Origin of the sequence: Sphingomonas faeni (assembly GCF_040407505.1) — a bacterium.
Lineage (GTDB): Bacteria > Pseudomonadota > Alphaproteobacteria > Sphingomonadales > Sphingomonadaceae > Sphingomonas > Sphingomonas faeni_E.
Window position 1 is genome coordinate 772,889 of the sequence record NZ_JAPZPQ010000001.1, and the last position, 24,808, is coordinate 797,696.

The following is a 24,808-nucleotide window of genomic DNA, read 5'->3' on the forward strand; positions in this document are numbered from 1 at the left end:
TCAGCGGATCGGCTGCAGCGATCCGCCTTGCAGGTAGGTGAGGGTGACCGGCACGACCGTCGTGCCTGATCCGACACGCACCTGGACGATCTTCGGATCGGGTTTGCGCGAGAACAGCATGTCGAACAGCGTGACGTGCGGATTGCCCGACGCCCCGCCGCCGTCGCTGCGGTCGGTCTTGTCGTTGGCATTGATGTCGTGACGCACGTCGACCGCATAGACGCCCGGCCGATCGACTGGCATGCAGATCGCGACCCGGCCTTCGCGCGGCGTCGGAACTTCGGTGCGCAACAGCGTCTTTTTCTTGTCGAAATACGTCGAGGGCGACCCCCCGAACGTGCGAACACGAACGGTTCCGGTGCGCGCCTTGAACCCCTCGACGACGACCAGCATCGCCGAGTGGGTGCTACCCGCTGTGCATTTCGCCGCGTCCGGACCGATCGGTTTCAAGGCGGCATTGGGCGTCATCGACAACGCCGCGAGATACAGGGCAATCATGGTTCTTGGCTTTCGGTTCGTTCGGATCGGGATGCAACGCCGGGGCGTCGTACCCGGATCGGTGGATGCGCCGCTCGTTACAGGACTACCGCATCTTCAATATCTTATGGCGGACAGTTCGTATCGTTGACGAGACCTTCGCACATGCAGAACATGACGAATTTCTCACGGAACACGGTGGCGGCTTGGACGGTATTTCAGGTCTTCCTGCAGTGCTTTCAAGGATACCGCCATGCGCTTCATCACCCTTCTCGCTCTTCCGCTCCTCGCGATGACGGCATCGCCCGTGTTGGCGAAGGGCTGCATCCGCGGCGCTGCCGCTGGCGGCGTTGGCGGGCATTTCGTCGGTAAGGGCCACGCTGTTGCCGGGGCCGCCATCGGCTGCGTTGTTGCGCATCACCACTACGCCAAGCAGGCACGCGCGCAGAAAGCCGCCGCCCGCGCTCACGGCTGATGATGAATGGTCGCGGACGGTATGTCGCCCGCGACCATTCTCCGTAGTCAGCGGCTATAGCGCCCGATCAACGCGCGCCGCAGCATGCGGTCCTCGAGCGAATAATATAATGCGATACTGTCGCCCTCTGCGACGGTGGACGCGGCGAACGCGATATCTGTCGCCTCGCGGCTCAGCGCAGGCGGCGGCAATAGCAGCGGTTCCAACCCGCGCCCCGTGACCCGCGTGAGATCCGGGCTGAAGCTGATCCAGCCGATCCGCCACCGCGCATCATGCGTCGCGCCATTGTAGAACATTACCGGGTCGGCGCCCTCCGCCTGCCAGATCGGCCCGGTCGACAGATGCCAATTGTCCCAACTGTCCTCGCGTATCCCGAACGGATCGGGCAGCACCGTCCACGGTCCCTTTGCAGTGGGTCCGCCTGCCATGCCGATCCGCGACGCGCCATCCGCCGCGTATTCGTAGAACAGCCGCCAGTCGCCAGCACTCGTCTGCACCAGCGTGGCTTCCTTGATGTTACCCTCGCCCGGTGGTGCCTTCAGCACCAGATCCTCCTTGACCAGCGCCGTCAGGTCGCAGCCGGCGGCGAGGATCATGCAGCCTTGCGAGCGGTCCGCATCGACGCCTGTGTAGTAGATCAGATACTCGTGGTCAGGGGTCATTAGGACGGTCGGGTCCTCGCACCCACCCATGTCCTCCGCGCCGGGACCGGGGGTGATCGCGAGCCCCGGATCCATCGTGAACGACAGGCCGTCGCGACTTTCGCCGCGGGCGATGATCCCGGTCGGGTCGTGCGGTCCGAGCGGATGGGGAACGCCGCGGACCATGATCCGGTAGAGGCCGCCCTCCTTCCAAACGAACGGGCTCATCAGGTCCATGCCGTCGATCACCGAATTGGCGGAGATCGCGACGGTGTCGAGCTGCTCGACCGCGTAGGTGACCATCACGCGCCCTGCGCGACGGTGAGCGACAGCGCGCCGTCGATCGTCACCGTCGTGCCGGTGATATAGTCGGCGGCGGGAGAGAGCAGGAACGTCACCAGCGACGCGACCTCGTCGGGCCGCCCCGCGCGTTTCCACGGGATCGCGGCCTCCTTGGCGGCGAGCTCCTGCGGATGATCGAGCGAGGACTGGTTCATCGGCGTCAGGATCATGCCCGGTGCGACACCGTTGACCGCAATGCCCTTCGGCGCAAGTTCCAGCGCCAGCGTCGCCGTCAGTTGCGACAAGCCTCCCTTCGCGGAATCATAGTCGACGCCGCCGGGTCGCGGCGCGCGTTCGTGGATCGACGAGATGTTGACGATGCGGCCCTTGGTATTCTTGGCTTCCAGAGCACGGACCATGCGGCGACACGTCAGGAACGGGCCGTAGAGGTCGGAGCGGATCACTCGGTCGAACTGGGCCAGTTCCATGTCCACCAGCATGACGCCGCTCATGTTGAGGCCCGCGGAGTTGACGAGCAGCGTGACCGTGCCGAACGCTGCTTCCGCCTGTGCGAACAAATGTTCGATCGCGGTTTCATCGCCGACGTCGGCCTGGACGGCGATGGCGCGGTCGGATCCGCCGATCGCCGCACATACCGCCTGCGCCGCCGCTGCGTCCTTGAAATAGGTGATGACGACGCGTGCGCCGGCCTCGCCGAGCGCCTTGGCGCAGGCGGCACCGATCCCGGATTCACCGCCGGTGACGATAGCGATTTGATCGTTGAAGATGGTCATCCTTTCCCAACCGGCAACGCCACACCGAGTTGCAGGAAATGGCGGGATGACGCGCTTTTCACCTCTTCGTCATGCAATCCGAAGTCCGCTGGTCAGCGCATCGAGCAGCGCATCAACCTTCGGGCTCAGTTGCCGGCGCCGGGGCCAGATCAGATGCAGGGGCAGCCCCGCCGTCGCCAGTTCGGGAAGAACCTCGACCAGGTCGCCGCGCGCGAGTTCGTCCTCGATCAACCAGGTCGCGAGTTGCGCGATACCGAACCCAGCCTTGACCGCTCCGACCTGAGCCTCCGCGCTGCCAAGGACGATGCGGCCATCCATCGCGCGCTCGTCGATGCCGCCAGCGCCATCGGCAAAACGCCACTTGATCGTGCTGCCGTCGCCGCGCCCGTAGAGGATGCAGTCGAACCGACCGAGATCGTGCACCGCTGCCGGTGTCCCACGCCGCGCGAGATAGGTCGGAGCGGCGCAGATTATGACGCGCTCGCTGCCAAGATAGCGATGGCCGAGATTGTCCGCCCATGGCTCCGACGCACCGATCCGGATCGCGACGTCGATGCCCTCCTCGACGATGTCGATCTTCCGGTCAGTAAAGGTAATGCTCGGACGTAAATTCGGATGGCGTTCGGCGAAGGCGAGCAACAGCGGCATCGCCTGCATCCGCCCGAACGCGATCGGCACGTCGACCTTCAGCCGCCCGACGATCTCCGACCGGTGCGCCGCGAGCACGGCTTCGGCATCGGCGAGATCCTCGAGCACGCGGACGCAGGTCTCGTAGAAGGCGGCGCCGACGTCGGTCAGCGTCAGCCGACGCGTGGTGCGTTCGAACAGCCGGCTACCCAGGCGCGCCTCCAGCCGCGCGACGCTTTTGCTGACCGCGGAGTTGGTCAGGTTCAGCCGTACGCCGGCCGCAGTGAAGCTGCCGGCATCGGCGGTACAGACAAAGGCTTCGATGCCCTTGAGGCGTTCGGATGGGATCATGCGAGTCCATTCTGGAATTATTGTCCCGCCATACGCGAAAACATGCCGTAGGACGTCGCTTTTCGTCGCGCGTAGAGACGGCAGCTACAGGAGTTTGCCAATGTCGTCCCCCGTTCGTCCTCTCAATGCCGCGCCACCCAGCGCCAAGTCCGCAGGGCATGGCTTGGCCGTGCTGCTGCTGGCGATCTCCGCGTTCGTGATCGTCACGACCGAGTTCATCATCGTCGGCCTGCTCCCGAGCCTGTCGCGCGATCTCGGCATCTCGATCACCGTTGCGGGGCAACTCGTGACGCTGTTCGCGTTCACCGTGATGCTCGCCGGCCCGTTCCTGACCGCGATGCTGTCGCATTTCGAGCGCAAGCGGCTGTTCGTCGTGATCCTCGTGATCTTCGCAGGCGCCAACGCTCTCGCCGCGGCCGCGCCGGATATCTGGGTGCTGGGCGTCGCGCGGTTCCTGCCCGCGCTGGCGCTGCCGGTATTCTGGGGGACGGCAAGCGAGACCGCGGGCGAACTCGCGGGGCCCGAGAAGGCGGGCAAGGCGGTCGCCAACGTCTATCTCGGGATTTCCGGCGCGATGGTGCTCGGCATTCCGCTCGGGACGCTGGCATCGACCGCCTTCGGCTGGCGCGGGACGTTCTGGGGATTGTCGGGACTGTCGCTGCTGATGGCGGTGCTGTTGCTGGTCGTGATGCCGACGCTGGCACGCCCCGCGCGCGTCAAGCTCGCCGAACAGGCGCGCATCCTGAAGGACCCGTATTTCCTCGGCAACGTCCTGCTGTCGGTGATCGTCTTTACCGCGATGTTCACCGCCTATACCTATCTCGCGGACACGCTGGAGCAGATCGCGCACATTCCGGCGGGGCAGGTGGGCTGGTGGCTGATGGGCTTCGGCATCGTCGGTCTCGCTGGCAACTGGTTGGGCGGACAGTTCGTCGGCCGCGGGCCGTTGCTGGTGACGGCGATCACGTCGCTGGTGCTGGCGGTCGGCATGGCGGCAACGACGTTGGTCGCGGGCTCGCATGCCTGGCTCGCGGTAGCGTTGGCCGTCTGGGGCATCGCCAACACCGCGCTCTACCCGATCTGCCAGGTCCGCGTGATGCAGTCGGCGAGCCACGCGCAGGCACTGGCCGGTACGCTCAACGTGTCGATGGCCAATGCCGGCATCGGTCTCGGCGCGATCATCGGCGGCTCGGTGATCCAGCATCTCGGGCTCGGTGCGGTCGGCTATGTCGCCGCCGCGATTGCGATCCTTGCGGTGCTCGTCACGCCGGTAGTCAACCGGCTGAAACATCAGAGCATCGCGTAACGATCGGTTTTCATGCGGGAATTTGCGCACCCGCCGGACCCTGCTTTCTGTCTTCGCGCGTTCGACCCTTCCGTCATCAGGAACCCAGTCATGCCCAAAGCCTCGACCACGACCGACTATGCACAGCGCGATGCCAGCATCGTCATCAACAGCTACACGACGGTTCTGCGCCGCCCTCGCGTGCCGCACGAGGTGTTCGCGACCTATTGGCGCGACGTCCATGGTCCGCTGTGTTCGCGCATTTCGGGGCTCGGCTGGTACGTCCAGAACCACCTGGACCGCGAGCAGGACGCGCATCTCTGGCCGGTGATCGACGGTATCGCGCCCTTCGCGGATTATGAACTCGACGGCGGGGTCGAGATCGGCTTCGCCTCGAAGGCGGACCAGGACGTCTTCAACGCCGCGAGCCACATCCTGTTCGCTGACGAACAGAACATGTTCGCAGCGACCGTCGCCTATGCGCTGCCCAACGGATCGCGCACATTGGTCGACCGGATCGCGGATCCGATCCCGAATGGCGACGATGGCTTCGACCGTATCCACGTCCACTTCGGCGCGGCGGGCGACGATGCGCACGCGTTCGGTACGTTCATGACCGGGTTTGCCCGGACGCTTGCCGCTGACCCTGCGGTGCTGAAACTGCGGCTGCACGTGCCGGACCGCTACGACAACGCCGAACCCGCGCCGCCCGCACCCAACGTCGACCACCTCGTGCCGGCCGAGCGTGCGCTGATCGCAGTGATCGAACTGGCCTTCGAGAGCCCGCTCGCACGCCGCGCATTCTTCGAGTCCGACATTTTCGTCGCCACGCAGGGCGCGCAGAAGGCCAACATCGCGCATGTCCAGGCGTTCGCGGTCAGCGGCGTCTACACCTATGTCCGCGACAAGCAGCTGACGACGGCCGGCCTGCGGGGCAGCCGTCAGGCGCAGTTGATCGAGCAGCTCGGCGCCAACAATCAGGTCGCGGACGACGTGCGTCACCTGATGCATACGGGCTCGACCGAGTAGCGGATCAGGCGTGCGGCGGGTCGTCGGCGATCGGCGCGCCGATGGTGACGCGGAGGCCGGGATCGTTGTCGGCCTCCTCGATCGTGCCGGACAGCCGCGCGACCATCGACGTGAGCATCCGGGACCCAAACCCCGTCCCGGAACTCGCCTTCCCACGACCGCGATCGGCGACGATCAGGCGAAAGCGGTTGCGATGCTGTTCTAGCGCGATCGTGATCGGTCCCGACGCGCCGGCATAGGCATATTTGTTGGCGTTGATCACCAGTTCGGTCAGGATCAGCCCGACGCTGACCGCGCGATCGGTGGAGATCAGGATCGGCGCGAGTTCGAGCTCGATCTGGCCGCCCCATGACCGGTCCATCGTCGATTTTATCTCCGTACAGAGGTCGCCGATGTACCGCGCCAGATCGACCGCCTGGACGTGCTCGTCGGAATGCAGTCGGCGGTGGACCATCGCGACCGCCGAGAGCCGACGCTGCGCCTCCGCAAGATGCGCGGTCAGCACGTCGTCGCCGACCGCTCGCGCCTGAAGGCCGAGGAACGCGGAGACGAGTTGCAGGCTGTTCTGGACGCGGTGGTGGACCTCCTTGATAAGATAGTCCTTCTGCAGCAACAGGCTCTCATTGTCGGCGATCGTCGCGGTCAATTCGCGGTTCACCTCGAACAGGCGGCGGTTCTGGCGCGCGTCGAACATGGTGCGCTTGAGGCGCCCGGCAGCCTCGATCTCGAACAAGGTCCAAGGTACCGATCGGCCGCGAACCGCCTCGCTCCAGCTTTCGAAGGAGGCGCGGGGTGTCAACGGGATGTGAGGATCGACGCCCAGATCCTTGTGCGGGTTGCCGGCCCAGTTCATCACCTCAATCTGCTCGGCACGAAACCAGATCAGGATCGTCGGCTCGTCGGTCGACATCGTCACCGCAAGAACGCCGCTGGCGAGATCCTGGAAACCGGTGGCGGCCGGCAGCTGTTCGGACAGTCGATCCGTCGAGAAGGGCAGCGCCCGGCCGAGATCGATCACATGAGCGGCGACCGCGCGGATGTCGTCATGGCGCGGCGAGCGGCCGGCGACGAACAATTCGGTCCCGCGAACCGCCGCGAAACTATCGGCGCCCAGCATCCGGCACATGTCGTCGCCCGCGGTCGCGAAGAAGCCGGCGAGCGAGATATCGCTGCCGAGCCGCAGCACGACCGCGTCCTCCGCGGTACGGAGGCGAATGCGTTCGCGGTAGAGTTCGGCATCCTCCTTCGCGCGGATCTGGCGGGCAAGGCTCCCGGCGAGCGCACGGCAGGCCATGCGGACATGCAGTGGCAGGAACTTCGGCGTCGGATGGTGGCAGGCGACAAGGCCCCACAGCGCGCCGTCTCGCACGATCGACACCGAAGCCGACGCCGCGACGCCCATGTTGGCGAGATATTGCAGGTGGATCGGCGATACGCTACGCAGCGCGAGATCGCTCATGTCGAGCGGCGTCGCACCGGCGGGACGGAGCAATGCCGGTTCATAGGCGATGTCGGGAATGATGCGGACGCGGTTTCGCACGTACAGCGCGCGCGCCTGCTTCGGGATGTCGGACGCCGGGAAATGCTGGTTCAGGAAACTGCCAAGCACGGGATCGCGGTCCTCGGCCAGGACGACCCCGGCGTCATCATCGAGAAAGCGGTACAGCATCACCCGGTCGAACCCGGTCAACTGGCGAAACGTCCTGGCGGCGCGTTCGCACAGTTCGCGCAGGCCAAACGCCTGTTCGAACGTCGCGGCCGCTTCCTCCATCTCGACCAGCACGTCGATCGGGGAGGGCATCGCTGTGGGTGCCGGCTCGAGTTCGACGACGATCGTGTTCGACACCCGGTGTGCGATCGCATCGAACGGCGTTTCGATACCGATGACCCGCGCGAGGACGACCGTGCTAGCGTTGGGCCTGGCGGCCAGTTGCATCGAGACGGCTTGCCCGAGCAACTCGTCGAGGTTCGCGCCGAGCCAATGCGGCGTCAGCAACTTTTCGATCTCGCCCGCGCCCGCCATGATCTTGAAGGTGCAGGCGTCGGTGACGAGGACGAGGCCGTGCGCCTGGATCGATCCTGGCCGGTGAATCGGTTCGCGGTCGCAGGCAGAAACGTCCGGGCCGTGCGATCGTGCACCGCCGTCTATCGCCTCGGGTAGAGAACCAGGCATGGCGTGTGCAATCCAGACGGAGGCGATCCGACACCGTAATGGGCCGTATCGTTACCCTAACGATACAGAAGCCGTCGGTAGGATCTTGTCAACGACCTGGATCAGCCGGAAGTAGTTATTGCGTTGTCGATACCGAACTAGCGCCACAGTCTTGAGTTTCCATTATACGCCGCGATCGCTGGACTATCGCGCGAAGCAGGCGTCCATTGCAACCACCCGCGCCGCGCCGTCGGTATGCGTCGCGTCACCTGGATAATAGCGCATCGTTCCGCCCAGCTTCGACAGTTCGTCTCGTGTAAGCCAGCCCTGTATCTTGCCCTGTTGCACCGCCCAGCAATCCGCAGCGGCTTCGCCCGGACCGAAGATCTGGTGCGCGCATTCGTGCGTGTACCAGAAGAGTTGCTGCGCGCGCGGCAGGTCGAGGACGCGCGGGTGGAGGATGATGCGACCCTTGTAAGCGGCCGCGATGTCATTGATCGGCTGGATCATCGTATCGACCGGTCCGCAGGTCGCGCGGTAGCCGGCGAGCAGGAGCGCGCCCGGCAATACCACCGTCTGCGCGGACGAGGGTTGCGGGATGATCGCGAGGAACGCCGCGGCGGCGCCGGCGAGAAGATTTTTGAACATGACTATCCTGGCCCCGCGAGGCGCGAGGACGAGCAAGAGCAGATTTGGGGAAGCGTTGGTGGGTCGAGCGTCCGGCGCGCGACCCGCGAGTGCCTACCGAAAGCGTTCGGTGTCCCGGTTCTTGATCCGCTGCGAGACGCGCTGGTCCTGTGCTTCCGCAGCAACCGCCGTCGCCAGCGCGCAGGCAGCGCCACGCTGGAATGCGGCGGTCGAGCGCGGCCTATCCGCCAGGGGTGCGCGCGTGCCGGATCGCAGTCCCGCACCCACGAGATAACGCGTGTTCATGGTAAGTCTCCGCCGATGTCGTTCAATCGCGTCACCCAAGGCTCACGCCGGCAGCGGAGCGGGGGATGTTCCCGAACTCTTCGGTAGGTGCGACTTATGCGCATCCATGAGGGCAGAGGTTCGCGATGTAGTCGCGCAACCGGCCTAACCTATGTTGGTCGTACATGATAAACGTCGGTTATCTCATAAGGATGCACGTTGTACGAAACTTAACCTGCTTTATAGATCCAAGTCATAATCCATATCGTGATTCTTGTGAGTATTGCGGACTTTATGACTAATCTTGACAACCCGGGCGCCAATTCTGACGTGCGATCCACCGATCGTCGCGATGGTCAAATCGAGGCGCTTGGCAGGGCGAACTCCGCCGAGCAGGTGCGCGATCGGATCCTGTGCTATCCCGGCGCTGTCCGGATGCCGGCGAACGGCGTGGAGCTTTACATCGTTCGCGATTTTCTCACGCTCGACGAATGCGCCGCTATAATCGCGCTCATCGAGGCCAATCGCGTGCCGTCGCCGGTCGTGGGCGATGCCCCGGTGTCTCCGCACCGCACCAGCGAGACGTGCTACCTCTATCCGGGCCCGGCGCCCGTGACCGCGGTCGAGACCAAGCTCGACCTGCTGACGGGACTCGAGCCGCAATACGGCGAGGCGTTGCAGGGGCAGCGTTACGCGGTCGGGCAGGAGTTCAAGCCGCATCACGACTTCTTCGACACCGAACAGCCCTATTGGCTGGATCAGGTGACGATGGGCGGCCAGCGGACTTGGTCGGCGATGACTTTTCTCAACGAGCCCGAGGCTGGAGGACGCACGAACTACCCGACCGCGGGGGTGATGATCGCACCGAAAGCGGGCAATCTCGTGATCTGGAACAACATGGACGAGTATGGCGCGCCGAACCTGGGATCGCTTCACCAGGGCATGCCGGTCGAGCAGGGCGTGAAGTACGTCCTGACGAAATGGTACCGCGAACGGCCTTGGTGCCAGTGACGTAACGTTTGATCCTCCCCCGCAAGGGGGAGGTGGCGCCGAAGGCGACGGAGGGGGAGGGCACGATCATGCCCGTTCCGTGTCCTCCCCCTCCGTCTGGCAAGCGCCAGCCACCTCCCCCTGGCGGGGGAGGATCGAGAGTTCGGTCAATTAGCTCCGACCGGCACGGCGAACACGCTCCGCAACGGGTTAACCTCAGGCAGGATATAAACGATTCCGACGGTGCCGGTGAACAGCGGCTTCACCACATCATCGTAAAATCCCGGCGGCACGTTGACGCAGCCATATGAGATGCGGTTATCGCTCGGCGTCGCCGATGCGAGCCGTCCGGCGCGATCGTCGACGCGTCGGCCTTTGATCACGCGGTGCAGCGACAGCGCGGCATCATAGTCGATCCACAGGATATCCTGTTCGAAATCGCGTCCTAGCGAGGCTTGGAAGCGACCTGCCGGCGTGGTGCGCTCGGCGGGCGTAATGGTCGCGAGCTTACGCTGGCCGATACCCGGCACGCTGGCGTCGCCGCGTGCCATCCCGAGCAACGCCGGCGCCCGCCCGCGTAAATTGCCGCTGCCATCAAACGCGAGCACGACCGCATTCACCTTGTCGATCACGACGAACGGCAGCGCGTGATTGTCGTGCGACGTCGACACCCAGTTCACTGTGTCGCGCACGTCGTCGGACGTTGCCACGCCGCCGAACCGGCCGGCATCGTCCGGCGCAGCGGTCGCGACAATAGCAGCCGGCGCGGGGGACGTCGCGATGCCCGGTACGGCGCCGCCGCTCGCAACGATTCCCCAGCCTAGCAGTACCTGCCAGCGCGAAAACCAGCGAGCGGGCGCCGAGACGCCGCGCCGCGCGGTCCCGATCATCTCAATGACGCGCCTGCTTCCGCGGATAATTGGGCACGGCTGGCGTGTTAGGCGGCGTAGGCTGCACGAACGGGCGTTCGACGACCGGTTGCACGACCTGCGGCGTTTCGGGCGTTTCTACGATTACGGTGCCGGGCCGTTCTGGCGTCGGATACGTCACGCCACCCTCGACGACCTCGATCGTCGGCGGCGTCGGTACGCGCACCGTCACCGGCGGAACCTCCAGAAACGGCCGCGTAGCATTGGGCAGGTTCGGAACGGGGGTGAGGGGCGGCGTCGGGGTGGGCGACGGCGTGGATACTGGCGGAGGCGTCGGGGTTGGTGCCGGTGCGGGCGCCGGTGCCGGAGCAGGCGCTGGTGCAGGAGCAGGCGCCGGTGCTGGTGCTGGAGCAGGCGCTGGTGCTGGAGCAGGCGCTGGTGCTGGAGCAGGCGCTGGAGCGGGCGCCGGTGCTGGAGCAGGCGCCGGTGCTGGAGCAGGCGCTGGTGCTGGAGCAGGCGCTGGTGCTGGAGCAGGCGCTGGTGCTGGAGCGGGCGCCGGTGCTGGAGCAGGCGCCGGTGCTGGAGCAGGTGCTGGAGCAGGCGCTGGAGCAGGTGCTGGTGCTGGAGCAGGTGCAGGTGCTGGAGCAGGCGCTGGAGCAGGTGCTGGTGCTGGAGCAGGTGCTGGTGCTGGAGCAGGCGCTGGTGCTGGAGCAGGCGCTGGTGCTGGAGCAGGCGCTGGTGCTGGTGCTGGAGCGGGCGCCGGTGCTGGAGCAGGCGCCGGTGCTGGAGCAGGCGCCGGTGCTGGAGCAGGCGCTGGTGCTGGAGCAGGCGCTGGTGCCGCAGCCGTGATCGTCCCGGTCGTCCGGAACCCGGCGACGCAGCACGAACTCGCCAGCGCATATTGGTTCGCGTTCGCGCCGGTCAGCGTGTAGCCGCTGAAGCTGACGCCGATGCCCGTGCCTTCGCCGGTGCTGTCGAACGTCGCGGTCGCATTCGGGCCGGCGACCAGCGAAACCCCGGTCGGCGTCCCCGAGGTGCCGTTGGTGTTGAACCCGCTCAGCACCGCCGCATTGGTGCCGTCGGCGACCTTCTGCGCGGTTGGGAACAGCAGCATCCGCTGGGTGATCGCCGCGCCCTCGGTCAGCACGAACTCGGTCGAGAAGTCGGTCGGCGTCGTGTACGAAACGGGGTTGTAGTTGATCGACACCGGTGCCGCAGTGACCGTGGTCGGCGGCGACAGCGCGGAGAACACGATAGTGCCGCCGTTGACGCCGGGGCCGGTGCCGTCCGACCCTGCGATCAGCGTGAGGCCGACTGGCAGGCCGAGGCTCTGCGCCGGAATCGTCGTGCCACGGGTCAGCGTGACCGCAGCGTCGATCATCACGTCATGGCCGGCGCACAAGGCGATGTTGCCGTCGGTTGTCGTGATCGCGTGAAACACCTGCACGTTCCGCCCGGCGTTGAGCAGGATGCTGCCGTTGGTGGTGGTCAGGTCCGCGTTGACGTTCACGTCGCGGCCGCAGCACGCGACGATGTTGCCGTTGGTCGCGGTGATCGGCGCGTTGATGTTGACGTCGCGAAATGCGTTCATCGTCAGCGTCGTCGGCACGCCCGACGCGGTCCACGCGACCGCGTCGTTGACGAAGATGTCGCCATTGCCGGTGGTCGTGTCCCCCGCCGCGGGGATCGTGCTGATCGTGATGCTGGTCGTCACGAGCTGCGCCGACAGCGTCGCGCCCGAGATGTTGCCGCCCGCGCCGATGACGTAATCCTGCGGATCGATCAGCCACATGCCGGTCATACCGGACCGCGCGAAGGTCGAGACCTTTGCGCTATCGGCGACGTTGACGGTCGCCGCCGACGTCTCGATAAAGCCGCCATTGCCGCCGACCGGCGCGCTGGCATCCAGCGTGCCGGCGAGGCTGACCGTGCCGGTCTTCATGTCGCCGAGCAGCATGATCGTGCCGCCGCGGTTCTGCAACGTACGCGCCTCGACGATGCCGGTATTGTTGACCGCGGTGTGGAGCAGGTCGCCGGCGCCTTGCGCGGTCATCACGACCTTGCCGCCGTCGGCGCGGATCAGCCCGCCGTTGCGGATTAGCGCGCCGACCGCACCCTTGTCGACCGCCACGTTGAGCAGCCCGTCACCCGCCACGTCGAGCGTGATCGCCTCGCCGCCCGCCAGCACGACGGTGCCGAAATTGGCCTTGATCGTGCCGCTGTTGCCGACGTTCGCGCCGAGCAGCGCGACATAGCCGTTCTTCGCGGTGATCGTGCCGTCGTTCTGCACGCTCGCGCCGCTCGTGCCCGCGAAACTGTTCTTGCCCGCGAGGAAATCGGCGTCGGAAATATTCAGCGTCGAGGCCACGAGCCCGCCGACGTTCACGTTGGCGGTCTGGCCGAACAGGATGCCGTTCGCGTTGACCAGGAACACCTTCCCGTTCGCCGACAGATTGCCGAGGATGACCGACGGGTCCGAGCCGAGCACGCGATTCAGCGCGACCGAGCTGCTGGTCGGCTGCTCGAAGACGACGCTCTTGCCCTTGCCGATCGAGAAGGACTGCCAGTTGATCGCCGCGCGGTCGCTGGTCTGCGTCACGGTCAGCGACTTGGTGCCGGTCGCGATGCTCGCCTGGCCCGCGACGACTTCGCCACCGGTCGGTAGCGTCTGCGCCTCGACCGGGCGCGCCGCCATCGTGCCCGCAAGGCTGAACCCGATCAGCCAGGCAAACCGCGCGAGGCCGGTCGTGCCGAACAACCCGCCTCGCTTGATGCGCGTGACGGTGGGAGCGGGGCGACGGGTGTTTCTGATCGACGAAGGGATGGGGGTCATGTGCGGTATCCTCGGTGGCGGCGGATGGCCGCTGAATTTTGGGGGTGCTGGTGCGCTCAGAAGGTCTTCGAGAGCTGGAACCAGGCGCGGCCCGACTTGTCGGGGGCTGACGTCGCATCGGCATCGCCGAGCTTGCGGGCATAGGTTGCCCTGGCGGCGATCCCGTACGGTCCCGCCCAGCTCAGGCCGGCGCCGTACGCGCTGCGCTTCGCGTGGTTCGATCCGTCGAAATACGGGTGCTTGACGTAATCGACCTCGCCGACGTCGACGAACCCGAACAGCTGGAGCGCACCCGGCACGACCTGCGGCAACGCCAGCCGCGCCTCGGCGGTGGCGACATAGCCCTGGTCGCCGTAGGCCTCGCCCTCGGGATAGGCGCGCACCGCATAGGCGCCGCCCAGCTCCATCTTCTCGGAGATGTCGAGGTTGCTGAACGCGATCTGCCCGCGCGCGGAGGCGAACAGCGACAGCGGCCCGGCGATCGTCTGCAATCGCGCGAAGCTGAACTGGACCTTCCCGTAGCTGCCGTCGGTGCGTGCGGTCAGCGCGTCGACCGAGCGTTCATAAGCGCCGCGAATGTCGAGATTGCCGACCGAATAGCTCAGCGAATAGGCGCTCCAGCCGCCACCGAGCAGCGTGTCGTGCTCGTCGCCGCTCAACCCTGCGGTGACGACCTGCGCACGGCGGTACGTGGTGACATCGACGATGCCGATCTTGTCCTCGAACCATTTCACGTCGCCGCCGAGCGTCACGTACAGGTTGTTGTCACGCGAGCGGATCAGCGGATAGCTGGCATAGACGCTCGCGACGTCGGCATTGCCGCTGCCGTCGAGGCTGTCGAATTCCTTGCCCAGCGAATAGTCGAGATGCGCGAACGCGACGCCCAGCGTGACCTGCCCGATCGGGGCCTGGTACGACGCGCGACCATACGCGAGCCCCGAGAACGACGTCAGCGCGCGCAGGCTCAGCACGTCGCCCGAGCCGGTCAGGTTGTTCCAGTTGACCGATCCGCCGACGCGGTAGGCACCGGTGTAGCGGTTGCCGGCATTGTCGGCCTCGACACTGCCGGTGATGGTCTGGCCGGGGGTGATGTCGACCAGCAGGTCCGACGTGCCGACCGCGGTGCCGGGGCTCAGCGTCGACGATACGCGCACGCCGGGCAGGTCCGACAGCATCAGCAGCCGGCGCTCGAGCGGTGCGACCGCGACCGGATCGCCGACGTCGAGCCCGGCAAGGATGCCGTTCGCGACGCTGTCGGAAAGTCGTGACTCGTTCTTGACGCCGACTGCGCCGAAGCGTCCCTCGATGACGGCAATCGTAACGGCGCCGCTCCGTACGTCCTGTGCGGGCAGGTAGGCGTTCGCGACGAAATAGCCGCGGCTCGTATAAAAGGCGGTGATCCGCGCGGCGAGCGTCTTCAGTTCGGACAGGTCGAGCTCGCTGTTCGGCGTGAACTGCGATGCCGCGATCAGGTCGGCCTCAGGAAACAGCGTCGCCCCGGTTACGCGCAGCGACCGGACGAGCGTTTTCGGGCCACCCGTGGCGGCAACGACGACCGGCGTCTTGCGCTCGAATCCGAAATCGGGCGCGGGCGTCTCGTTCAACGGTACGGGCGGGATCTGCTGGAGCTGTCCACCGGCCCCCACGGGAACCTGCGCCTGCGCCGACTGCGTCGAAATCAGCAAGGCAGCCGGGCTCACAGCCGCAAGCGCGGCCGCCCAAAGGGTCGACTTGTACATGAACACCTCGAAAGTCACCGCGGATGGAAGGCACGGGTCTCCCATCCGCAGCAGCGGGAGCCGTTCGAGGAAAGGGTAGAGCGCCCGAAGCGAGGACGAAGCCTGTAAAGACACGATGGTCCGACTATTGTCGGTTCCAATCGTAGCTGTATGCGAACTGGCAGCTTGGACTTGGGAATGGTCCGTCGCGACGGTCGCGCCGATTGGCCTATTCCAACTAACTTGATCTATGTGTGTAATTCAGATCAAACGCAAGTTAAAACGTTGATTATTCAGTCATTAACTTACAATCTCGGTTCCGCCTTGCCAACGAAACTGCTGGAAAACCGGATCGGTTTTCGTTGTGATGCGAGCAACTGGCTCAATCCGACATGATGATTCGAACGCCATATCGATTGTAAGCGTGATATGTGTGGAACATATTCCGCTCGATTTACTAGCGAACGTAATCCCCCGATAAGCCGATATCACATTGGTGTTTCAATCCTCGTTGCGACACCTCGGTGTAACGCACCGGTACTCAACGATTATATCGCTTGCGGCGATGTGGATCCTTATGATTGTAGATAAATCACCGTTAGTATTAACCATTTGATGTGAATTTTAGGCGAGGGTCCGGAAACAAGGAGTTCCCGATGCGACCCGATGCCAAGGCACTATTAGCGAGACTGGGACAGCGCGATTTCCAGTATCGCCAGTTCGCCGATCCAATTGCCGACGTCGAGCCGTGGCCGTTGTTCGCCGCGTTGCTGGAGGACGAGCGCGTCGTCGGTCGTGCCGACCGTGCGACGGAGGAGAGGGCGCCCGCCAAGAATTTCCTGAGCGATTACCATGACATGTCGGCGCGTGGCGGCTCCGGCCAGCGCCAGGGCGGCAGCCTGCGCGCGTTCCTGTCCGGACTTTCCGACGACCATACGGAGCGCCGTTGATGCCATTGATACTGTGCCATTCACCGGTCGGCGGCGTCGGAACCACGTTCCTGACCGCGCGCCTCGCGCTTGGTCTGGCCGCACGGGGGCACGACGTCTCCGCAATCGATTTCACGCACGCCGACGCATTGAAGCTGTTCTTCGGGATGCTCCCCGCGCAGGAAATCCCGGCGATGACCGATGCCACGACCGAAGGCATCGTCGTCGACGGGGTCGAATTACTGTCGGGCTATGCCGCCGTCCAGAGCGGCGCCTTCGGGCGCCTGATCGCGCGGTCGGGCGCGTCGCCGTTCGATAGCGAGCGGATCGTGATCGCCGATGTTGCCTCTGCGGACCTCGCGCTGAAGACCAGCCTTTTGCCACACGCCGCGCTGCACCTGTGCACGCTCGTGCCGCAGCCGACATCGCTCGCGGCGTTGGCGAAGGTCCAGCCGGGCACGCCGACGATCGACCTCGAACAGACCGTCTTCGTGCTCAACCAGGTCGACGACACGCGCAAATTGTCCCGCCATTCGCAGATCTTCTTGCGCGCGCTGTTCGGCGATAATTTGATCGCGACGGTCCGCCGTGACGAGGCGGTGAACGAGGCGCTGGCGTCGTTCCAGCCGATCGCGCGCTACGCCAAGCAGAGCGTCGTGCTCCCCGATCTCGCCGCGATGACCATCGCGATCGAGGCGCGATGCGGCCTCGTCGCCGCTACGGAGCCGGCGGAATGACCCGCGGATCGGTCCGCAAGGCGTTTCGCGCCGATACGCTCGGCATCGTCGTCGCGGCGCTGTTGACGCTGGTCGTCGTGACGGTGCCGCTCGACCTCAAGTCGCAGTGGATCTTTGCGGGCGTATCGATCCTGGGCGCGATCGTGCTCGGCCGGTCGAAGTCGCGTCGTGGGACGCTGGTACTCGCCTTGCTGTCGCTTGTCGTATCGACGCGCTATCTGTTCTGGCGGACGACCGCGACGCTCGAATTCGAAAGTGCGCTGGGCACGGTGCTCGGCATGGGACTGTACCTCGCCGAGCTCTACGCGTGGGTCATCCTCGCGCTCGGCGTGCTCCAGACCGCGTGGCCGCTCGATCGCCAGTCGGTCGAGCCGGAGGGCGAGCCGCACGAATGGCCGACTGTCGACGTCTATATCCCGACCTATAACGAAAGCCTGGAGATCGTCCGGACGACCGTGCTCGCGGCGCTCGACATGGATTATCCGCGCGATCGCTATCACGTCTACCTGCTCGACGACGGTCGCCGGCCAGAATTCCGGGCGTTCGCGCGCTCCGTCGGCTGCGGCTACATCACGCGCGCCGACAACAACCATGCGAAGGCGGGCAATCTCAACGCCGCGATGTCGAACACAGAAGGTTCGCTGATCGCGATCTTCGACTGCGATCACGTGCCGACGCGCGCCTTCCTGCAGATGACGGTCGGCTGGTTCCAGCGCGACAAGAAACTCGCGCTCGTCCAGACGCCGCATCACTTCTATTCGCCCGATCCGGTCCAGCGCAACCTGGGCTCGGTCCGCGACCTGCCGGGCGAGGGCGACCTGTTCTACGGCGCGGTCCAGCGCGGCAACGATCTGTGGGACGCCGCTTTCTTCTGTGGGTCGTGCGCGATCATCCGCCGCGCGGCGCTTGCCGACACCAACGGGTTCGCGTTCGAGACCGTCACGGAGGATGCGCATACCGCGCTGCGCCTCCAGCGGATGGGCTGGTCGACCGCGTATCTCGGCATTCGCCTGTCGGCCGGGCTCGCGACCGAGCGGCTCGTGCTCCACATCGGCCAGCGCATTCGCTGGGCACGCGGGATGACGCAGATCCTTCGTATCGACAATCCGCTGTTCGGGCGCGGCCTCAGCCTGCAGCAGCGGTTTTGTTACTTGAACGCGATGCTGCATTTCCAGTTTCCGCTGCCGCGCATCGCCTTCCTGACCAGCCCATTGGCGTATCTGATCCTGGGCGAGAACATCATCCATGCGTCTGCGGGCATGATCTTCGCCTATGCCGCGGCGCATCTCTACTGCGCGCAGGTCTCGGGTGGGCGGTTGCAGGGCGGCGATCGCCGGCCGTTCTGGGGCGAAGTGTACGAGACGATCCTCGCGTTCCACCTCGTCCGGCCGACCGTCGTCACGCTGTTCCGCCCCCACGGTGGCAAGTTCAACGTCACCGACAAGGGTTCGCTGCTCGACAAGACACATTTCGACACCGCGACCGCGCGCCCGCATCTGATCTGTATCGGGCTGGTATTGTTCGGGATTGCCTTCGGGTGCGTCAAATACTTCTTCTTCGCGCATCTGTTCAACATCCAGGGCGATACGCTGGTGCTGAACACGGTGTGGGCGGTCTTCAGCCTCGTCATCCTGCTCGCTGCCGTGTCGGTCGCGCGCGAGACGCGGCAGGTCCGCGAATATATCCGCATCCCCGTCCAGTTGCCGGCGACGCTCTATTTTGCCGACGGCCACGTCGTCGATGCGGAGACGATCGATCTGTCGATGGGCGGGCTCGCGATAACCGCGCCACCCGGCGTTACGCTTGCCGACCGCGAGGTCACCCACGTCGCGCTCCCGATGGGCGACGAAATCCTCACGCTCCCCGTCCAGACGCAACGCGTCGACAAGAACATGGCCACTATGCGGTTTCTGGAACTCGACATGCTTCAATTACGTCAACTCGTCCGCGCCGTCATGGGCCGCAACGATGCCTGGGAACCGGAAGCGCCCCGCGCTCCGATCTCGACGCTGCGATCGCTCCGCGACATCCTGGTCGTCGATCTCGTCACGCTGAAACGCCTGCTCGGCTTCAACCGCGCCGAACGTCGCCGCGAGCGCACCCGGCTGAAGGCCGTGACCGCCGCGCTGGCCGCCGCCGCGCTGGTGATGAGCGTCGGCTTACCGCAGCCGGTCGCGGCTCAGGCGCCGGCCATACCGGTGTCTGCACCCGAAGCACCGGGCGGTATCCGCCAGGAGCGTCTCACACTGCGCGACCTGCGGATCCGTAGCGCGATCCGCCTAGCCGGCACCCGCGGCGAGATCGCGATCCCGTTCGGCCTCCGCAGCAACGAGGTCGTGACCGCCGCGAATCTGACGCTGGCACTCGCCTGGTCGCCGGCATTACTGCCCGACCTGAGCCAGTTCGTCGTGATCCTGAACGGCGAAGTCGTCCGCACGGTTCGGCTCACGCCCGACGGTGCCGGCGGCCAGCAGCTCACCATGGCGGTCAATCCCGCGCTGTTCCTGCCGGGCGACAACCAGCTCAACCTGCGCTTGATCGGTCATTACACCCGCGATTGCGAGGATCCGTTCCACAGCTCGCTCTGGGCGAACGTCAGCAATACGCGCTCGGCGCTCGACCTGACGATCCAGCGTCTCCCGCTCGGGCCTGACCTTGCACGGCTGCCATCACCATTCTTCGATCGCGCGGACAATCTGCCGCTCAACCTGCCGTTCGTGTTCGGTGCGGCGCCGTCGAACGGCGAACTCGAGGCCGCGGCCAGCGTCGCATCCTGGTTCGGACGGCTGGCCAGCTATCGCGGGTTCGCGTTCAAGCCGAGCTATGGCCGCATCCCGCGCGGCAACGCGATCGTGTTCCTGCGTCCCGGCATGCTGGTTGGCAGCTACGTTCCGACGATCGCCGGGCCATCGGCACAGGTCATCCGCAATCCGTTCGACGGTTTCGGCCAACTGCTGCTGGTGATGGGGCGCGACGAGCGCGAACTGAAGCTTGCCGCCGCCGCGCTCGCCACCGGCCGCGGCACGATCGGTGGAGCCGCGGCGTCGTTCGACGGTGTCCGCATCCCGACCTATGCGCGCTACGCCGCACCCCGCTGGCTCCGCTCCGACCGCGCCGTCAAACTGGGCGAGATCATGGACCCCCGCGCCCTGCAGGGCGTCGGCCTGCCACCAGGTCCGCTGACTGCCGCCTTCCGGACCGCGCCCGACCTGTTCTTCTGGCCGCGCGGGGGTGCATCGCTCGACCTGCGCTATCGCTATCCGTCGGCGACGTGGCTCGACCGTCGGGCTTCGCGCCTCGATATCTCGATCAACAACCAGTATCTGCGAACGCTCCCGCTCGCCGGCGCAGCCTGGTGGCAGGCGCTGATCGGCGGCCAGGACGGCGCATCGTCGAGCCAGGCTCGCGCCACGGTCGAACTGCCGAACTACAATCTGTTCGGCCAGAACGAACTGATCTTCGATTACAACCTGATCCTCGGCACCAAGAAGAAGTGCGAGGGCACGCTGCCCGAGAACGTCCATGTCGCGATCGACCCGGACAGCGCGATCGACCTGACGCACGCCTATCATGCGCAGCGGATGCCGAGCCTCGCGACCTTCGCGAACGCAGGCTATCCGTTCACGATCAGTCCCGACCTTGCCGAGACCGTCGTCGTCGTCCCCGCCTCGCCCGACCTGGGTATCGTCGAGGCGTTCCTGGCGATGATGGGCCGGTTCGGCGACTCGACCGGTGCCGCGACGACGGGCGTGACCGTCACGCAGGCCTCGGACGGCGATCGCCTCGAAGGCCATGACGTGCTGGTCATCGGCATTCCACGGACCGCCGGCGCATCCGCGCTGTTCGCCGGTGCGCCGGTGCGGATCGAGAATGGCAGACTGCGCGTGGTCGAACGCAATCCGATCGAGCGCGTCTTCGGGCTGGTCTCGCCCTATGGCGCGAGCGACGTCGGCGAGACCAACGCGTTCCTGACCACGGCCGAGCGCTTCGACGGCTTCGTCAGCTTTCGCTCGCCCTATGATGCGGCGCGGACGGTGGTGGCGGTGATGAGCACCAATACCGCCGACCTGCCCGAACTGGTCCAGGGGCTCGCCGAACAGCGGATCAACGCGCAGGTCCAGGGCGACCTGTCGGTGACCAATGGCGAAGGCATGCGCAGCTTTGCGGTGGGCCAGACCTATTGGTCGGGATCGCTGCCGGTGTGGATGCGGATCGGCTGGTGGTTCAGCGAGCGGCCGTTGCTGATGGCGCTCAGTGGGCTGCTGATCGCGCTGCTGCTGGCAGGGCCGTTGTACCTGCTGCTGGTGCGCCAGCAACGTCGCCGGCTCGGGTCGGAGGACGCGGCATGATCCGCTTCACCACGCTCGCTCTGCTGACCGCGGGCATCGCATCGCCGTTCCTCGTCCAGCCCGCGGTGGCACAGGTTGCCGGTGTCGGCGCGCTCGTCCAGCAAGGGCGGTATTGGCAGTCGCGTGGCCGGGCCGACCTCGCGCGGACCGCCTATCGCCGTGCTCTCGCGATCGATCCTTCGAACGCCGAGGCCCGTCGCGCCTTGTCGACGTCGAGCGCCCCGGCTGCGGCACCCGCCGCACGACCGAGCAGGGCGCCCGCGCAGGCTCCGGCGAGCATGAACGGTCCCGCACCCGCGCCTGCCACCGCATCGCGGACGATTCCAACTCCAGCCCCCGCACGCAGAGCAGCACCGACGCCATCCGACCGCGGCGGCGATTCCCGCGCGGCAGGCTTCCGCTCGCTCGAACAGGGCGATCTCGCCCAGGCGCAACGCCAGTTCGAGGCCGCGCTGGCCAACAACCGCAACGACGCTGACGCGGCAGGCGGCCTGGGGGTCGTCCGACTACGGCAGTCGCGCTTCGCCGAGTCCGCCGAACTCCTGTCGCGCGCTTCGGCACGCGGCAACCGGGCGCGCTGGTCGGAAGCCTTGGCATCCGCGCAATTCTACGCCGGGCTCGACGACGCCCGCGCGCGGCTCGCGGCCGGCGATGTCGTCGGCGCACAGACCCAGGCCGAGGCGCTCGCGCGTACCGGCGTCAAGGATCGCGGCCCCGCACTGGCGTTGCTGGCGGACATCTACGAACGCCAGGGTCGCTATGCCGACTCGGCCGATCTCGCACGGCAAGCAGGATCCGCCGGCGGCAGTGCAGCCCAGCTCGAAAGCCGCGTGGTGCGCAACGACGCGTTGCAGGCGGCCACACACGGCGATCCGGCAAAGGCCGATGCCCTGTTCCAACGCGGGCTTATGCTCGACCCGGCGGACCCGTGGATCCGCTACGAATATGCGCGGTATATGATCGGGCAGGGCCGTGCGCCCGAGGCCGAGGCGCTGATCCAGTCGATCCAGACGATCGGTACCGCCGACGCACTGTACGCTGCGGCGATGCTCCACAACGAACGCGGCCGACAGGCGCAGGCGACGTCGTTGCTGTCGCGACTGACCGAAGCGCAGAAGACACCCGCGATCCGCCGGTTCGAGGCACAGATCGCCGTTGATGCCGCCGTCGCGCGTGCCAAGGCGATCGCGGCACAGGGCCGTGGCGGCGAGGCGATCGCGACGCTGCGCCAGATCGGCACGACCCCGACGCTGAGCGCGGCATCGCTGGCGTCGATCGCCGGCGGTCTGAACGATCTCGGCGATCAGGCCGGCGCCGTCCCGCTGGCCGAGCGCGCGCTCGCCGCAAGCCCCGCGACGGCAGCGGACTATGAGCCGATCGTCCGCGTGCTGGCACGGACCGGGCAGGATGCCGCGGTCGCCAGCGCAATCGATCGCGCGCGGACCGCGTCGGCGGGGTCCGCCTCCGCCGCGCCGGCAATCGCGCGTCTCGAGGGGATTGCCGCGTCGTCGCAGGCGGACCGAATGCGGCTGGCCGGCCAGAACGCGCAGGCATTCGACCTGCTGCAACAGGCATGGGCCGCGTCGCCAGGCAATGCGGACGTGCTGGGCGCGCTCGGTCGGCTGTACCAGTCGGGCAACATGCCGTCGCAGGCGGCCCAGACCTACCAGATGGTGCTCGCCGCTAATCCACGGGACAAGGGCGCGCTGATCGGCTTGATCGGCAGCGCAGGGGCCGGCGGCAATCACGACGTCGCCACCGCCACCGTCGACCGCGCGCTCGCGGCCTATCCCGACGATTACGAAATCTACGCCGCTGCCGGTCAGATGGAGCAGGCCCGTGGTGACCGAGGGGCAGCGAAACGCTATCTGCGCCGCGCCGAAACGGCCTATGCCGCGCGCTCCGGCACCGGTGCCACGCTGACCGGGGCCAATCCGTTCGCCGCAGGCATGGGCTCGGGCAATCCCTTCCGCCAGGCGGAACAGGCGCCCGTCGTCGCCGCAAACCCGTTCGCGTTGAGCGCCGGGCCGATTGCGGCTTCGACGCCCGGACGGTCTTCGGCGCCAATGGCTTTCACCGTGGCACCCGGATACGGCGCAGGCACACCCGGTGTTCCGGCACCAACGGGCTTTGCGTCGGGCGGCTACGCATCCTCGAACGGCGCGGTGTCTCAGGCCGGCGTTGCAGGCGGCGATGCAACGCTCCTCCGCCTACGCGACGATATCGCCCGGCTGAGCGACGACACCGGCCCCCGTGCGGAAATGAAGCTCGGCTTTCGCGAACGCTCCGGCGAGACCGGCCTGAGCGAGATGCGTGAACTGTCGGGTACCGCGACGCTCTCCACGGGTGTCGCCGGCGGTCGCGTCTCCGTCTCGGCGACACCGGTCGTGATCGACTCCGGACGCCCGACCGGCTCCGCGCTTGCACGCTTCGGCCGCAACGCCACGCCGGAGGCGCAAGGCATCGTCAACGCTCTGCCTTCCGTGCTGACGCAGGCGGATACGCAACACGCGTCCGGCGTCGCGGTCGCGGCATCATATGACAGCCCCGGCGTCCGGATCGAGGTCGGATCGACGCCGATCGGGTTCGATAATACCGAAGTGACGTGGGGCTTCACCGGGAAACCCAAGATCTCGCGTACGGTGTCGGCGCAAGGCTGGGTCAAGCGCGAGCCGGTCACGGACAGCGTCGTGTCCTATGCCGGCACGCGCGATCCCGTCACGGGTGAACGCTGGGGCCAAGTCATGCGGACCGGCGGCGGCGCGTCGCTATCGTGGGACGACGAAGGGACGGGCGTCTATGCCGATGTCTCCGGCTATCGCTATACCGGCGAGAACGTCCGACAGAACCGTGGGTACCAGGCGAATGCCGGTGGCTATCTGCCGCTCTACCGCGACGGGCATTCGACGCTGACCGGCGGCCTGAACCTCAACTGGCAGGCGTTCGACAACAACCAGAACTACTTCACCTACGGGCATGGCGGCTATTTCAGCCCGCAGAGCTTCCTCAGCATGAGCCTGCCGATCCGCTATGCGTATAATTCGACACGGTGGGAGGGGCGCCTGGGTGTCGCGCCGGGCTATCAGAGCTTCGAACAGGATCGTGCGCCGATCTATCCGACCGATCCGAATGCGCAGGCCGCGCTCGATGCGTTGAAGGCGCGGAACACGGACGTCCGCTCTTATTACGACAGCCTGAGCAACACCGGTTTCGCCTTTTCGGCGGACGGATCGTTATTCTATCGCCTGAGCCCGAATACCCGCATCGGTGCTTCGGCCAGCGCGAACACGTTCGGGACCTATGACGACTACCGATCGACTTTCGAATTGCGCCAGTCCCTGGGGGGAACCAAATGAAC

18 protein-coding genes are annotated in these 24,808 nt (G+C 66.2%); 8 read left to right on the forward strand and 10 right to left on the reverse strand.

Going from position 1 to position 24,808, the window contains the following annotated elements; translation table 11 throughout:
- Positions 1-498, reverse strand: a complete 498-nt coding sequence (locus O6X71_RS03625) for a DUF2141 domain-containing protein (RefSeq protein WP_353464486.1) — start codon at positions 496-498, stop codon at positions 1-3.
- A 232-nt stretch (positions 499-730) separates the two neighbouring features.
- Between O6X71_RS03625 and O6X71_RS03630 the strand changes: the two genes are divergently transcribed.
- On the forward strand, positions 731-952 hold the full coding sequence (locus tag O6X71_RS03630; RefSeq protein WP_056481571.1) for a hypothetical protein: 222 nt from the start codon (positions 731-733) through the stop codon (positions 950-952).
- Positions 953-999: 47 nt separating this feature from the next.
- On the opposite strand, the gene O6X71_RS03635 is transcribed toward O6X71_RS03630, so the two are convergent.
- The 3 genes from O6X71_RS03635 to O6X71_RS03645 all read right to left on the reverse strand — a co-directional run bounded on the left by O6X71_RS03635 (position 1,000) and on the right by O6X71_RS03645 (position 3,647).
- Positions 1,000-1,896: a glycosidase gene (locus tag O6X71_RS03635; RefSeq protein ID WP_353464487.1), complete on the reverse strand. Its 897-nt coding sequence runs from the start codon at positions 1,894-1,896 to the stop codon at positions 1,000-1,002.
- The gene (locus O6X71_RS03640; protein ID WP_353464488.1) at positions 1,896-2,669 is read right to left on the reverse strand and encodes an SDR family NAD(P)-dependent oxidoreductase; all 774 of its coding nucleotides are present in this window, start codon (positions 2,667-2,669) and stop codon (positions 1,896-1,898) included. Before O6X71_RS03640 ends, O6X71_RS03635 begins: the two co-directional genes overlap by 1 nt.
- A gap of 69 nt (positions 2,670-2,738) precedes the next feature.
- Positions 2,739-3,647: a LysR family transcriptional regulator gene (locus O6X71_RS03645; protein WP_353464489.1), complete on the reverse strand. Its 909-nt coding sequence runs from the start codon at positions 3,645-3,647 to the stop codon at positions 2,739-2,741.
- Positions 3,648-3,747: 100 nt separating this feature from the next.
- Here O6X71_RS03645 and O6X71_RS03650 point away from each other — a divergent pair, with 100 nt between their 5' ends.
- On the forward strand, positions 3,748-4,953 hold the full coding sequence (locus O6X71_RS03650; RefSeq protein ID WP_353464490.1) for an MFS transporter: 1,206 nt from the start codon (positions 3,748-3,750) through the stop codon (positions 4,951-4,953).
- A 90-nt stretch (positions 4,954-5,043) separates the two neighbouring features.
- Positions 5,044-5,961 carry a hypothetical protein gene (locus O6X71_RS03655; RefSeq protein ID WP_353464491.1) on the forward strand — a complete coding sequence of 306 codons (918 nt, stop codon included), beginning with the start codon at positions 5,044-5,046 and terminating at the stop codon, positions 5,959-5,961.
- A 4-nt stretch (positions 5,962-5,965) separates the two neighbouring features.
- Here the strand turns inward: O6X71_RS03655 and O6X71_RS03660 are convergent, their stop codons facing one another.
- The 3 genes from O6X71_RS03660 to O6X71_RS03670 form a co-directional block, all read right to left on the reverse strand.
- Positions 5,966-8,134, reverse strand: coding sequence for a histidine kinase dimerization/phosphoacceptor domain -containing protein (locus O6X71_RS03660; RefSeq protein WP_353464492.1), 2,169 nt, complete (start codon positions 8,132-8,134; stop codon positions 5,966-5,968).
- Between the two features lie 183 nt (positions 8,135-8,317).
- Positions 8,318-8,761, reverse strand: a complete 444-nt coding sequence (locus tag O6X71_RS03665) for a hypothetical protein (RefSeq protein ID WP_353464493.1) — start codon at positions 8,759-8,761, stop codon at positions 8,318-8,320.
- 93 nt (positions 8,762-8,854) lie between these two features.
- Positions 8,855-9,046, reverse strand: a complete 192-nt coding sequence (locus O6X71_RS03670; RefSeq protein WP_353464494.1) for a hypothetical protein — start codon at positions 9,044-9,046, stop codon at positions 8,855-8,857.
- A gap of 273 nt (positions 9,047-9,319) precedes the next feature.
- On the opposite strand from O6X71_RS03670, the gene O6X71_RS03675 reads away from it, so the two are divergent.
- Entirely contained in the window at positions 9,320-10,036 is a 717-nt protein-coding gene (locus O6X71_RS03675) for a prolyl hydroxylase family protein (protein ID WP_353464495.1), read from the forward strand.
- 146 nt (positions 10,037-10,182) lie between these two features.
- Here the strand turns inward: O6X71_RS03675 and O6X71_RS03680 are convergent, their stop codons facing one another.
- Genes O6X71_RS03680 through O6X71_RS03690 form a run of 3 tightly spaced genes read right to left on the reverse strand, consistent with a single transcriptional unit; the run spans position 10,183 to position 15,456 of the window.
- Positions 10,183-10,905 (reverse strand): L,D-transpeptidase, encoded by a 723-nt coding sequence (locus O6X71_RS03680; protein WP_353464497.1) that lies wholly within the window; start codon positions 10,903-10,905, stop codon positions 10,183-10,185.
- Position 10,906: 1 nt separating this feature from the next.
- Positions 10,907-13,717 (reverse strand): filamentous hemagglutinin N-terminal domain-containing protein, encoded by a 2,811-nt coding sequence (locus O6X71_RS03685; protein WP_353464498.1) that lies wholly within the window; start codon positions 13,715-13,717, stop codon positions 10,907-10,909.
- A 56-nt stretch (positions 13,718-13,773) separates the two neighbouring features.
- Positions 13,774-15,456 carry a ShlB/FhaC/HecB family hemolysin secretion/activation protein gene (locus O6X71_RS03690; protein ID WP_353464499.1) on the reverse strand — a complete coding sequence of 561 codons (1,683 nt, stop codon included), beginning with the start codon at positions 15,454-15,456 and terminating at the stop codon, positions 13,774-13,776.
- A 635-nt stretch (positions 15,457-16,091) separates the two neighbouring features.
- Here O6X71_RS03690 and O6X71_RS03695 point away from each other — a divergent pair.
- From O6X71_RS03695 to O6X71_RS03710, 4 genes are read left to right on the forward strand one after another with little or no spacing between them, the layout of a single operon-like run.
- Entirely contained in the window at positions 16,092-16,385 is a 294-nt protein-coding gene (locus tag O6X71_RS03695) for a hypothetical protein (RefSeq protein ID WP_353464500.1), read from the forward strand.
- Complete coding sequence (locus O6X71_RS03700) at positions 16,385-17,101, forward strand: cellulose synthase operon protein YhjQ/BcsQ (RefSeq protein WP_353464501.1); 717 nt, start codon at positions 16,385-16,387, stop codon at positions 17,099-17,101. Before O6X71_RS03695 ends, O6X71_RS03700 begins: the two co-directional genes overlap by 1 nt.
- Positions 17,098-21,450 (forward strand): UDP-forming cellulose synthase catalytic subunit, encoded by a 4,353-nt coding sequence (gene bcsA, locus O6X71_RS03705; protein ID WP_353464502.1) that lies wholly within the window; start codon positions 17,098-17,100, stop codon positions 21,448-21,450. Before O6X71_RS03700 ends, bcsA begins: the two co-directional genes overlap by 4 nt.
- The gene (locus O6X71_RS03710; RefSeq protein WP_353464503.1) at positions 21,447-24,806 is read left to right on the forward strand and encodes a cellulose synthase subunit BcsC-related outer membrane protein; all 3,360 of its coding nucleotides are present in this window, start codon (positions 21,447-21,449) and stop codon (positions 24,804-24,806) included. Before bcsA ends, O6X71_RS03710 begins: the two co-directional genes overlap by 4 nt.
- Positions 24,807-24,808: the final 2 nt, after the last annotated feature.

Coding starts and splice junctions, on each gene's coding strand:
- O6X71_RS03635 (WP_353464487.1), bottom strand. CDS start 1,896: ATGGTCACCTACGCGGTCGAGCAGCTCGACACCGTCGCGATCTCCGCC.
- O6X71_RS03675 (WP_353464495.1), top strand. CDS start 9,320: ATGACTAATCTTGACAACCCGGGCGCCAATTCTGACGTGCGATCCACC.
- O6X71_RS03640 (WP_353464488.1), bottom strand. CDS start 2,669: ATGACCATCTTCAACGATCAAATCGCTATCGTCACCGGCGGTGAATCC.
- bcsA (WP_353464502.1), top strand. CDS start 17,098: ATGACCCGCGGATCGGTCCGCAAGGCGTTTCGCGCCGATACGCTCGGC.
- O6X71_RS03660 (WP_353464492.1), bottom strand. CDS start 8,134: ATGCCTGGTTCTCTACCCGAGGCGATAGACGGCGGTGCACGATCGCAC.
- O6X71_RS03645 (WP_353464489.1), bottom strand. CDS start 3,647: ATGATCCCATCCGAACGCCTCAAGGGCATCGAAGCCTTTGTCTGTACC.
- O6X71_RS03650 (WP_353464490.1), top strand. CDS start 3,748: ATGTCGTCCCCCGTTCGTCCTCTCAATGCCGCGCCACCCAGCGCCAAG.
- O6X71_RS03710 (WP_353464503.1), top strand. CDS start 21,447: ATGATCCGCTTCACCACGCTCGCTCTGCTGACCGCGGGCATCGCATCG.
- O6X71_RS03655 (WP_353464491.1), top strand. CDS start 5,044: ATGCCCAAAGCCTCGACCACGACCGACTATGCACAGCGCGATGCCAGC.
- O6X71_RS03665 (WP_353464493.1), bottom strand. CDS start 8,761: ATGTTCAAAAATCTTCTCGCCGGCGCCGCCGCGGCGTTCCTCGCGATC.
- O6X71_RS03695 (WP_353464500.1), top strand. CDS start 16,092: ATGCGACCCGATGCCAAGGCACTATTAGCGAGACTGGGACAGCGCGAT.
- O6X71_RS03685 (WP_353464498.1), bottom strand. CDS start 13,717: ATGACCCCCATCCCTTCGTCGATCAGAAACACCCGTCGCCCCGCTCCC.
- O6X71_RS03680 (WP_353464497.1), bottom strand. CDS start 10,905: ATGATCGGGACCGCGCGGCGCGGCGTCTCGGCGCCCGCTCGCTGGTTT.
- O6X71_RS03700 (WP_353464501.1), top strand. CDS start 16,385: ATGCCATTGATACTGTGCCATTCACCGGTCGGCGGCGTCGGAACCACG.
- O6X71_RS03625 (WP_353464486.1), bottom strand. CDS start 498: ATGATTGCCCTGTATCTCGCGGCGTTGTCGATGACGCCCAATGCCGCC.
- O6X71_RS03670 (WP_353464494.1), bottom strand. CDS start 9,046: ATGAACACGCGTTATCTCGTGGGTGCGGGACTGCGATCCGGCACGCGC.
- O6X71_RS03630 (WP_056481571.1), top strand. CDS start 731: ATGCGCTTCATCACCCTTCTCGCTCTTCCGCTCCTCGCGATGACGGCA.
- O6X71_RS03690 (WP_353464499.1), bottom strand. CDS start 15,456: ATGTACAAGTCGACCCTTTGGGCGGCCGCGCTTGCGGCTGTGAGCCCG.